Here is a 10,437-nt window from a genome sequence, read left to right on the forward strand (position 1 = left end):
CCCAACCGGGAGACGGTGACTGCCGCATACGGCAGAAAATTATTAATCCGAGCGATTAATTGTAGTCATTGGAAATTCAATCACCGCTAAGACGCTAAGGTCGCGAAGGGTCTTTTGTCAGGGAAATTCAGCACAAAACTAAATGATATCAAGGACACATGGTACAATTTTCTTAGCGGTCTTTGCGCCTTTGTGGTAAAAAAAGACCACTATTAACTGCTCTCCTTAATAACTCGCGAAATATCAGGTTTAAATTCGGTTATTGAGTAAATGCTTTGGCGGCGCCGATCAGGCTGGTCAACAGCGCCTGATAACCGGCCAGATCGGTCAGGACCTTGTTCTGCCGGTAGGTCAGGCCCTGATCGTCGATCCGTGTGCCGGGGTATTTGTTGTATAGCGACAGCAATATCTGCTGTAATTCGGAGCGTTTCACCAGATACTTGATCTTCATCTCGTCCTGACCGGAGATGTAGACCTTGCCGTCGAGATCAAGGTTGCCGGTGCTGATCGGTTTCTTGCCCAATATGTTCTTGCCGATCTTGGAAAGAAAATTGCCCTCTGCGATGTTCAAACCCATACCCAGGGACTGGTTGAACAGCAACTGAACCACGGTGAAACTTTGCTTATCCTTCTTCTCGATCCGGATGATGACCTGATAGCCGTGATATTTCCCGGTCACCCGCCAGGGCGAGAATACCGCCGCTATTTTTTTTACGAAACCCTGGATATCGAACCCGGCATCGCTGGGCCGGCGGTAGGCGGGACGGGACCGTTTATCCCGGGACAGGAACGAGAAGGGGTCTGTTTCGCTGAACTCAAGCCCCAGTTTCAGTGCCACCTCCCTCATCAACTTTTTCTGTTTCTTGAGGCTGTAGTAGCTGGCAATCAGGGCCACTGCAAATATAACAGTGAAGACCCCCACCGGGAAAAGGTCTTGTATCAATCTGGCATCGATTTGCATAGTTTACTCCGTTATCTCCTTGGTTTGCTCCAGATGTTTACCCTCCACGCTCTCCAGCCGGTCCTCGAAGCGGACCAGCCGTTTTTCGGCCTCCTCGTATTTCTTCCAGGCGTTTCCGATATGGGTGCCCACCACGTCGAACTCCCCCCGGAATTTGCTAAGGTCCCCGGCCAGGCGGGATAATGATTCTATTATCTCCTGGGCCCTCTCCTCCACCTTCATGCCTCGTAGGCCCAGAATGATGGCCTGCAGGTAGGCGTAGAGCGAGTTGGGCGAGACCGGGATAACTTTTTGTTCTATGGCGTAGGTGGAGATGGACTTTTCCTCGCCGAAATTCTCGTCCTTGATGATGGTCTCGTAGTAGACGTTCTCGGCCGGGATATACATAAGGGCAAAGTCGAAGGTACCCTCATCCGGCAGGATATACTTGGAGGCTATGGCATCGGCGTGCTTCTTGACGTCGGAGACGAATTTCCGGCGCCAGGTCTTGCGGTCATCGTCGCTTTGGGCCGCCAGCATTTTCTGAAAATTCTCCAGCGGGAACTTGGCGTCCACCGGCACCAGCTTGTCGGACAGCTTTACCACGGCGTCCACCTTCTCGCCGGAGCGGAAGGTATATTGCAATTCGAAATGGTGCGGCGGCAGGATCTGGGCCAGCAGATCGCCCAGGAAATATTCGCCCATCCCGCCCCGCAGCTTGGGCGACCGGAGGATATCCTGCAATGAAGAGATATCCTTTCCCATCTCCTGCATGGCGTCGGTGGCTTTGGAGAGTATTCCCAGCTGTTTCTGGACCTCGCCGATCACCCGGGCGGCGCTGTCCAAGCGGTCGCCCACCGTTTTGGTGTTGCCCTCCAGCCGCTGGCTGACCGATTCCATGGAGTTGCCGATCTTGCGGTCCACCTCGGCCAGCCGGGAATCCAGGGTCTGCCTGGTCTCCTGCATGCGGCCGTCCAGGGAGGATTTGGTGTCCTGCAGCCACTGGCTCATCAGATTGAGGGACTGGTCGTTCCTGGCGGAATCCTTGAGCTCCCGCAGGGCCCGGTCGGTCCTTCTCTGCATCAGGAGCATCCCCAGCCCGAATATCACTATCACAGCCGTCAACAGAACATACAGCACGGTCATCTTACGCCCTATCCCAAATTGATTTTTTTGTTATCGCAGCACCCTTTCAGCTTGTCGATGTTCTGCCGGGCGGCTTCGTAGCCCACGTCGATCAGCTGGACGGCGGTTTTAAGGTCCCAGCTGGATATCTCGCCGGTCTGGCATTTTATCAGCACATCCAGCTCCTGCTCGTAGACCTCCAGGATCTTGTCGTTGGCCAGCATCATGGAGCGGACCCCGATCTCGAAAAGATTGGTGGGCTCGTACTTCCCGGTAACAAAGGCCACCCCGATCATCAACTGGGGATGGTATTTTTTCAGCGGCTTGACCGGCAGGGGGTCCTTGATCCCGCCGTCCGACAGCAGCCATTTGCCTATCTTCACCGGGGCGAACACCACCGGCACCGAGCAGGAGGCCCGTACCGCCGGAGCTATAAGATCGTCGGGGCTGTTGGGGAACATTATCTCGTCCCCCGAGATCAGGTCCACGGTGGCCACCGAGAGGGGAAGCTTCAGCTCGCTGAAGCGACGGTTCTTGCCGATCAGCTCCTCCACTAAATTCTCTATCGGCTCCGAGGAGACCAGCCCCTTGTTGCGGAATATCATGGTGGGGCTCATCAGCTGGCTCCAAGAGATGGTTTTGGCGATCTCCTCCAGCCGGTCGGCGCCTATCCCCGAGGCATACAGGGCCCCGATCAGGGCTCCGCCCGAGGTCCCGGACAACACGTCGACTTTGACGTTCTCCTCCTCCAGGGCCTTCAGCACGCCGATATGGGCCAGGCAGTAGCCCACCCCTCCGGCCAAAGCCAGGCCGATCTTCGGTTTGTCATTCATATAATTATCAGACATCCTTGATGGTTTTGATCTTTTCGCCGTTCTTGGCCAGCATATCCTCTGTTTCCATCCGCCCCACCTTGATCAGGTCCACCGCAGCAGCCAGGTCCCACCGGCTTCCCCCGCCGATATGGCTTTCCACCATGATGTCGGCGGCCCTGGCCGAGGCCTCGACCCTTTCCTGGTTGGCGATCCGCAGGGTGCGCAGGGCCACGTCGAACATATTCTTGGGCTCGTCGCGGGCCACTTTGAAATCGGCCGCGATCACAAACCCGGCGCCATGCTCCTTAAGCTCCCGCACCGGCAGGGGCACCAGCATCCCGCCGTCAACCAGCAGCCGTTCTCCATCCCTGACCGGGGAAAATACCAGCGGCAGGCTGCAGGAGGCCCGGACCGGCATGGAGATGGTCTGGGATTCGTTCTCGGGGAAGATGATCTTCTGCTCGCTGATCAGGTCCACCGCCGAGACCAGCAGCTTGATGTTGAGGTCGGCGAAGCGACGGCCCCTGCCCAGCAGGTCATCCATCAGGTCTTCGATCGGTTTGGATGAGCCCAGACCCTGGAAAAGGAAATGCGGCCCCATCAGCTTGTTCCACTTGATGGATTTGGCGATCTCCTCTATCCGGTCCAGCCGGATGCCCGAGGCGTACAGGGCGCCGATCAGGGCCCCGCCCGAGGTCCCGGCGATGATATCCGGCCGGATGCCGGCGTTCTCCAGAGCCTGCAATACACCTATGTGGGTCATGCAGTAGCCCACTCCGCCGGAGAGGGCCAGGCCGATCTTTGGTTTTTCAGACATTTAATTTACCTTAGTATTTATAATAACTTACTCTGGCCTTGATGGCCAGCGTATTGCACCATTGCGAATAAACGGCTGCCCTGCTGGCAAGTCCTTTTGTAATTTGTAATCTTTCGCTTTGTGTATTGATGGTTATGAATAAATCAGTTTATTTTTAACAAATATTTATTTCAAAATATGATTTCCAATATCAATCCCTAAAAGACGCAATAACTGAATTGCTGTCAAAATAAAAGTCATAAGACCCATTGTAAACTTATAAAGTTTGCCGATCAATGATACTTCAGCCCTTACAGAATCAAATCCGGCAAATGATAGAATTCGGAATGGAAACCTTATAACTTCACCAATCCAATAAAAAGGATTGATCAATCTCCTATAAACATTTCTTCTTAGAACATAATAGCAACCGATAGAACGATCAAGCAAATCAATAACACCTGAACTTGGTATATTTAAACGATCAAGATTGAATATATTGGTAAAGATATCGATTGAATTCGAATCACTGTGGAAGCGAATACCTACACCACTTTGCAATACAAGTCTTGCTATTTCTGTGAGCGATATGTTTAGTTTTTCTCGTAGTTTTTTTAATTCCAGAACTTCTTCATTGGATAACCTATTTTTCTTTGCCAATACCCTATATTCCAGGAAATCTTTTTTAAACCTTAAGATTTTCTCAATAGATGTTCTATACGGTTTTGGGAATACAACTTTCATCATCTATCCATTACTGTTGTTTAGGACTTAATGTTTTTGAAGAAGAATTAAAGGCCAGCCAAACTAAAGCATCTCCGTCTGCTTCTTCCCCGAACTTAGTCCCAAATGTTTGTACGCCCTCTCGGTGGCCTCCCGGCCCCGCGGGGTTCTCATCAAAAATCCTTCCTGTATCAGATACGGTTCGTAGACCTCCTCCACCGTGTCGGACTCCTCGCCCACCGCCACCGCCAGGGTGTTCAGGCCCACCGGCCCGCCGTTGAATTTCTTGATGATGGCCTCCAGTATCCTCTTGTCCATGTCGTCCAGCCCCACCTCGTCCACTTCCAAGCGTAATAATGATCTCTGGGCGATGGCCGCAGTAACGTTGCCGTCGCACTCCACCTGGGCGAAATCGCGCACCCGGCGCAGCAGGCGGTTGGCCACCCGGGGAGTTCCCCGGGAGCGCTGGGCTATCTCCCTGGCCCCGCCGGAATCTATGCTGACATTGAATATCTTGGCCGAGCGAAGGATGATCTGCTCCAGATCGTCATGGGTGTAATAATCCAGCCGGTTGATCATGCCGAAACGGGCCCGCATGGGCGCGGTTAAAAGGCCGGCCCGGGTGGTGGCCCCGATCAGTGTGAATTTCGGCAGGTTCAGCCGCACCGAGCGGGCGCTGGGGCCCTTGTCTATCATGATGTCTATGCAGTAATCCTCCATGGCCGGGTAGATATATTCCTCTACCATCCGGTTGATGCGGTGGATCTCGTCGATGAACAGCACGTCGTGTTCGCCCAGGTTGGTCAGGATCCCGGCCAGGTCGGCCGGGCGCTCCAGCACCGGGCCGGTGGTGGCCTTGATCTGCACCCCCATTTCCTTGGCGATGATATGGGCCAGGGTGGTCTTGCCCAGCCCCGGCGGCCCGCAGAACAGCATGTGGTCTATGGCCTCGCCCCGGCCCTGGGCGGCCTGGATAAATATCTTGAGGTTGTCCTTGATCTTGTTCTGCCCCACGAACTCGTCGAAGCTTACCGGCCGGACCGAGGAATCGAACTCAAGATCGCCCTCCAGGACATCGGGTATGGTTATTTTATCTGTCATATCATTTATTAATATTTGATTTTTTTACCGCTGAGACGCAGAGTTTATTATATATATTGGATTGCTTCGCATGTAAAGTATGCTTGTATTCTCGCAATGACTGAATACCTTATCAGTTTCCCTCTCCCTTTGGGGGAGGGCAGGGAGGGGTAAGTGCCTTTGTGGTTAATGTCCCAATCTTTCCAGCAATACTTGTTCATTTTCCCTTAAGCGCTTCCCGTATCAACTGCTCCACCGGAGCCTTGTCACCCAGTTTGGCCTTGGCCTTCTCCACCGCATTCTTGGCCTCGGCGTAATTCAATCCCAAAGTCATCAAGGCCTCGATCACCGGGTCACTGGTACCTGCCCCCTGTCCCCTGATAGTCGGCAATCCCTCCACCACCGCTTCGGCGATCTTGCCCTTCAACTCCACCAGTAGTCTCTCGGCGGTCTTCTTGCCTACCCCGGAGATAGCGGTCAGCATGGTCATATCCTGGTTGGCCACCGCCTGTTCCAGGTCCTCCGGGGCCATGTGCGACAGCACCGTCAGCGCCAGCTTGGGCCCGATGCCGGAGACCCCGATCAGAATTTTGAAGACCTTGCGCTCCTTCTCGCTGGCAAAGCCGAACAACTGCATGATGTCCTCCTTGACATGCAGGTAGGTCAGCAGTTTGGCCTGGTTGCCGGTCTCGGGCAGTTTATCAAAGGTATTCAGCGAGATGCTTATCTGATACCCCACCCCCCCGGCGTCTATCACCGCCTCGGCCGGGTATTTATGGACCAATGTTCCTTTGATGTGATGATACATATCTTTTAAAAATTATTTTCTCATTTTCCCTCTCCAAATTTATTTGGAGAGAGCCTGCACTGAGAAGAATTTTATTTTGCCATACGAAGTGGGCCGGGGGTGAGGTCCAAATGTCACCCGTTCAACTTGCCAAATAAAAAGATTTCTCAGGGTGACATTTTTCTCTTGCCGCATCGGGGAGCGATCAAGGGTGAGGTCAAACCTTCTTGATCATTTGTGCCAATTGCCTTCTCTGCAGATGGCATATCGCCACCGCCAAAGCGTCGGCCGCATCCTCCGGCGGAGTGGCCCGCAAGCCCAACATGGCCCGGATCATGAAGCCCACCTGATCCTTGCTGGCCCGGCCCTGGCCCACCACGGACTTCTTCACCTCCAGCGGGGAATATTCGAATAATTTGCATCCGGCCTGCTGCACCGCCAGCAGGCAGACACCCCTGGCATGGCCCATCACCAGGGCGCTGTGGACATTCTTGCCGTAAAAGGTGGCCTCCACCGCCACCTCATCTGGTTTATACTGCTCCAGGACCCCCTGAAGCCCGGCGTAGATCACCCCCAGCCGGACGGAAAGAGAAACCCCCGGCCGTGCCTTGAGGCATCCGAGGGCTACTACTTTGCGATTTCGGCCGTCGCTTTCCAATACTCCATATCCGGTGGTCTGGCTTCCGGGATCTATTCCTAATATTATCATTTCATCACCACCAAGACACCAAGGCACAAAGAGGATTAATGTTTAACGAAATTGGTGTCTTCGTGCCTTTGTGGTTCAGCTGTTACTTGTCCAGTTTGGCCATGATCTCGGGAGAGATGTCAAAGTTGGCATAGACCTTCTGGCTGTCGTCGAAGTCCTCCACCATGTCCATCAGCTTCAGCATGCTCTCGGCGCCCCTCTCGTCAAGCTGGACGGTATTCTGGGGGATCTTGTTCATCTCGGCCGAGCTTACCGGGATACCCTTGGCCTCGATGGCCAACTTCACCGCTTCCAGACTGGACGGCGCGGTAAACACCTCGAATACGCCCTCCTCGGCCTTGACGTCATCGGCCCCGGCCTCCAGCGCCACGTCCATCAGAGTATCCTCGTCGGTCTTGGATGAGTCTACGGTGATGACCCCCTTGGCCTCGAACATCCAGGCCACGCAGCCCTGGGCCCCCATGTTTCCGCCGTATTTGGAGAACAGGTGCCGCAGTTCGGAGGCGGTGCGGTTCTTGTTGTCGGTCACGCAGTCTATCAGCAGGGCCACTCCGCCCGGTCCGTAGGCTTCGTAGGTGATCTCCTCGTAGGTCACGCCCTCCAGCTCGCCGGTGCCCTTTTTGATGGCCCGCTCGATATTATCGGCCGGCATATTGCTGGCCTTGGCAATGCCAATGGCCGTCCTTAAGCGGGGATTGCCGTCGGGGTCGCCTCCGCCCTGTCTGGCGGCTATGGAGATCTCCTTTATCACCCGGGTAAAGACACGGCCCCTGGCGGCATCGATCCCGGCCTTTTTCCTTTTAATGGTAGCCCATTTTGAATGACCTGACATGCAAAACCTCCTTGGCAAACGGCCATGTCCTATTGAAACATGACGTATAATTGGGTTGATAAATTATCAGTTAAAACCTTAATGTATATGATTTTACCGTAAAAGGCCCGGGCTTGTCAAGGAATAAGAAATTTTAGGTCTATGACCAGTGATCTTCTATCAAACCGGATATCGATTCTCTTAAAAGGTCGGTCGTTCTTATTGCCGGCGGCTGTCCACCCTCCTTGAATTTGGCCGACAGCAGGCCGAAGGAGACCCTCTCGATCCCGGCCGCCTTCAATCCCGCCCGGTAGATCTGATAGGTCCGGTGAAAGGTAATATGATCCTTGGGGCCGGATTTTTGATAGGCCTCCTGAAGTGCATATTCGGCCGCTTCTCTCTCATCGGTATGCCTGATGATGAAATTCAGGAATTCTTTTTCCGGCAAATATTTTTCCAGCCACAGCATGATGTCCTTATCCTCGTTATAGCCCAGGTGCAGGGTGGTCTGGCATATCCCGCCGTATTCCAGGTGATCCCGGACACCGGAGAGAATATCCTCCACCAGTTCCCGCCCGCTGATGCCGCCCTCCCGGTTCCAAGCCTTTACCAGGCCCGGGGCCGATGGCGGATTGGAGACTATCCGGTCGAATTTACTATTGCCGACCGGTTGGTACAGATCGCCGCAGATGAATTTAACGTTGGTGATGCCGTTCAGCAGAGCATTGAACCCGGCCAGGTTTATGGCTCGGGGGTTTATGTCCACCCCGGTCACTTTTACGGCCTGCCGGGACAACAACAGCGATTGCAGACCGGAGCCGCAGCCCAGGTCCAGCGCCGTTTTGCATGGCTTACGCAACATTCCCGCCGCCATGATGTACGAGGTCTTGTCCAATCTCCAGACCAAGTTGTCGGAGGAAAGATATTCATCCTTGGCATATTCATCGACATTCAAAAAGACCTTGTCGGTAGCTATCAACAGGTCCTCGAACGGAAGTATTGTGAAATTGGCATGTATGTCTCCCCGGTCAACCGAGCAGAGACTTAGATTGCATAGCAATTCCAGATTGGCAGCTCCCAAAGCCTGTTCAATATCATCTTTTTTGCCCGGTAATCCCAAAACCAGCAGACTGATAACATGGTTCACCGGGGATTCTTCCTCCGAAAGCCTTTCCACAAACAGCGGAAGATACCTGTATTCCAGAGGATAAAGATCAGACAGGCATTCCAGTCCCAGTACTTTTTGAACTTTCTTTGCCGTCAATCCCAGGTTTTTTAATTTTTGCCCCAGCTGTCCGATCCGATATGGAGCGACATTTTCGTATGATAGAGGATTTTCAAGGTTCATGGCGCTTATTTTCTATTTTATTTGTTTGACTTTTGGTTTTAATTTTATTATAATGACCTATACATTAGGTCATATAACCTATTAAAGAGGTCATTATCATGTTGGAAACATTATTGGGGTCAGGCAACCGGGAAAAAGTACTTGTGTTTCTTTATGCTAGACAGGATGGTTATGCCCGGGAGATATCCCGATTCTTCAACACCGACCTTAACCAAATTCAGAAACAGTTGGAAAGGCTTGAGATCGGCGGGATACTAGCCAGCCGGATGGTTGGCAGAACCAGGCTTTATAGTTTTAACCCCAGATATCCATTCACTACCGATATTAAAAGTCTTATGGGGAATGCCTTTAAGTTTTATCCCCAAGAGTTGCAGGATAGTTTGGTTATTACCCGCCGCAGGCCCCGCAGAAAGGGAAAGCCGTTATGAAAGCCGTAAAAAATATGAACCTGTCGGAATTTGCCGTACTGGTTTACAATCAACTCAAGAAAAAAGGTATTCGCTGCGTTCTTACCGGAGGGGCCTGTGTTTCCATTTATACCGACAACCAGTATCAGTCCTACGATCTTGATTTTATAGATGAAACGGAATCAAGCCGCAAGAAGGTCAACCAAGCCCTGTCCGAGATCGGCTTCTTCGAAGAGAATAGATATTTCCGCCACCCAGACTCAAAGTTTTTCGTTGAATTTCCTTCAGGTCCTTTATCGGTCGGCTCGGAACCCGTTAAAAATATTGTTACCTTAAAGTTCCCCTCCGGGCAATTAAAACTTCTATCCCCCACCGATTGCGCCAAAGACAGGCTATCGGCCTATTATCACTGGAATGACAGGCAAAGTCTGGAGCAAGCCCTGTTGGTTGCCAAAAATCAAAAAATCGATCTGAAAGAAATACGACGCTGGTCAAAACACGAAAACAAGCTACGGGAATTTAATTTAATACAGAAATTATTCAATAATAATATTCCGTAAGGCAACTGCTAAACTTCATCCTGACAGTTTTTCAATGTTTTTACCGATGCAATATGCCAGGTTACACCGGCCGCGATCAGGAATAAAACGATTCTGACCATAAGAAGCTTAATAACAAACAAGGCCGAAAAGGTTATGGTAATCCATAACGTGGAAATAGCCAGCATCTTTATTTTCAGGGGAATTCCCTTTCGTTCCCGGTAATTTCTTATGTAGTTTCCAAACCACCGATTGGTCATCAGCCAATTGTAAAACCTCCGGGAGCTCCTGGCATAGCAGACTGCCGCCAATAGAAGGAACGGCGTGGTGGGTAATAATGGCAGGAATATGCCTAGA

At 52.2% G+C, this 10,437-nt stretch carries 12 protein-coding genes; 1 reads left to right on the forward strand and 11 read right to left on the reverse strand.

Annotation, left to right across the window (positions count from 1 at the left end; translation table 11 throughout):
- Positions 1-259 precede the first annotated feature (259 nt).
- From KJ869_03940 to KJ869_03985, 10 genes are all read right to left on the reverse strand, one after another.
- Positions 260-961 (reverse strand): hypothetical protein, encoded by a 702-nt coding sequence (locus KJ869_03940; protein MBU1576340.1) that lies wholly within the window; start codon positions 959-961, stop codon positions 260-262.
- A gap of 3 nt (positions 962-964) precedes the next feature.
- Positions 965-2,086 carry a DNA recombination protein RmuC gene (locus KJ869_03945; protein ID MBU1576341.1) on the reverse strand — a complete coding sequence of 374 codons (1,122 nt, stop codon included), beginning with the start codon at positions 2,084-2,086 and terminating at the stop codon, positions 965-967.
- Positions 2,087-2,094: 8 nt separating this feature from the next.
- Positions 2,095-2,898 carry a patatin-like phospholipase family protein gene (locus KJ869_03950; GenBank protein MBU1576342.1) on the reverse strand — a complete coding sequence of 268 codons (804 nt, stop codon included), beginning with the start codon at positions 2,896-2,898 and terminating at the stop codon, positions 2,095-2,097.
- Between the two features lie 7 nt (positions 2,899-2,905).
- Complete coding sequence (locus tag KJ869_03955) at positions 2,906-3,697, reverse strand: patatin-like phospholipase family protein (GenBank protein ID MBU1576343.1); 792 nt, start codon at positions 3,695-3,697, stop codon at positions 2,906-2,908.
- Between the two features lie 165 nt (positions 3,698-3,862).
- The gene (locus KJ869_03960; GenBank protein ID MBU1576344.1) at positions 3,863-4,423 is read right to left on the reverse strand and encodes a hypothetical protein; all 561 of its coding nucleotides are present in this window, start codon (positions 4,421-4,423) and stop codon (positions 3,863-3,865) included.
- A 60-nt stretch (positions 4,424-4,483) separates the two neighbouring features.
- Complete coding sequence (gene ruvB, locus KJ869_03965; GenBank protein MBU1576345.1) at positions 4,484-5,500, reverse strand: Holliday junction branch migration DNA helicase RuvB; 1,017 nt, start codon at positions 5,498-5,500, stop codon at positions 4,484-4,486.
- A gap of 196 nt (positions 5,501-5,696) precedes the next feature.
- Positions 5,697-6,287 (reverse strand): Holliday junction branch migration protein RuvA, encoded by a 591-nt coding sequence (ruvA, locus tag KJ869_03970; GenBank protein ID MBU1576346.1) that lies wholly within the window; start codon positions 6,285-6,287, stop codon positions 5,697-5,699.
- A 196-nt stretch (positions 6,288-6,483) separates the two neighbouring features.
- Complete coding sequence (gene ruvC / locus KJ869_03975; GenBank protein MBU1576347.1) at positions 6,484-6,975, reverse strand: crossover junction endodeoxyribonuclease RuvC; 492 nt, start codon at positions 6,973-6,975, stop codon at positions 6,484-6,486.
- Between the two features lie 82 nt (positions 6,976-7,057).
- Positions 7,058-7,807 carry a YebC/PmpR family DNA-binding transcriptional regulator gene (locus KJ869_03980; GenBank protein ID MBU1576348.1) on the reverse strand — a complete coding sequence of 250 codons (750 nt, stop codon included), beginning with the start codon at positions 7,805-7,807 and terminating at the stop codon, positions 7,058-7,060.
- 139 nt (positions 7,808-7,946) lie between these two features.
- Positions 7,947-9,134, reverse strand: coding sequence for a methyltransferase (locus KJ869_03985; protein ID MBU1576349.1), 1,188 nt, complete (start codon positions 9,132-9,134; stop codon positions 7,947-7,949).
- Between the two features lie 424 nt (positions 9,135-9,558).
- Here KJ869_03985 and KJ869_03990 point away from each other — a divergent pair, with 424 nt between their 5' ends.
- A complete protein-coding gene (locus KJ869_03990) occupies positions 9,559-10,101 on the forward strand; it encodes a hypothetical protein (protein MBU1576350.1) in 543 nt (180 codons plus the stop codon).
- An 8-nt stretch (positions 10,102-10,109) separates the two neighbouring features.
- Here the strand turns inward: KJ869_03990 and KJ869_03995 are convergent.
- The coding region (locus KJ869_03995) for a YbaN family protein (protein MBU1576351.1) at positions 10,110-10,437 on the reverse strand (328 nt) is incomplete at its 5' end.

It is taken from the genome of Candidatus Edwardsbacteria bacterium (assembly GCA_018821925.1).
GTDB lineage: Bacteria > Edwardsbacteria > AC1 > AC1 > EtOH8 > UBA2226.

Bases quoted from the DNA above. Each gene is read 5' to 3' on its own strand.
- KJ869_03940 (MBU1576340.1), bottom strand. From the start codon at position 961: ATGCAAATCGATGCCAGATTGATACAAGACCTTTTCCCGGTGGGGGTC.
- KJ869_03945 (MBU1576341.1), bottom strand. From the start codon at position 2,086: ATGACCGTGCTGTATGTTCTGTTGACGGCTGTGATAGTGATATTCGGG.
- KJ869_03950 (MBU1576342.1), bottom strand. From the start codon at position 2,898: ATGAATGACAAACCGAAGATCGGCCTGGCTTTGGCCGGAGGGGTGGGC.
- KJ869_03955 (MBU1576343.1), bottom strand. From the start codon at position 3,697: ATGTCTGAAAAACCAAAGATCGGCCTGGCCCTCTCCGGCGGAGTGGGC.
- KJ869_03960 (MBU1576344.1), bottom strand. From the start codon at position 4,423: ATGATGAAAGTTGTATTCCCAAAACCGTATAGAACATCTATTGAGAAA.
- ruvB (MBU1576345.1), bottom strand. From the start codon at position 5,500: ATGACAGATAAAATAACCATACCCGATGTCCTGGAGGGCGATCTTGAG.
- ruvA (MBU1576346.1), bottom strand. From the start codon at position 6,287: ATGTATCATCACATCAAAGGAACATTGGTCCATAAATACCCGGCCGAG.
- ruvC (MBU1576347.1), bottom strand. From the start codon at position 6,975: ATGATAATATTAGGAATAGATCCCGGAAGCCAGACCACCGGATATGGA.
- KJ869_03980 (MBU1576348.1), bottom strand. From the start codon at position 7,807: ATGTCAGGTCATTCAAAATGGGCTACCATTAAAAGGAAAAAGGCCGGG.
- KJ869_03985 (MBU1576349.1), bottom strand. From the start codon at position 9,134: ATGAACCTTGAAAATCCTCTATCATACGAAAATGTCGCTCCATATCGG.
- KJ869_03990 (MBU1576350.1), top strand. From the start codon at position 9,559: ATGAAAGCCGTAAAAAATATGAACCTGTCGGAATTTGCCGTACTGGTT.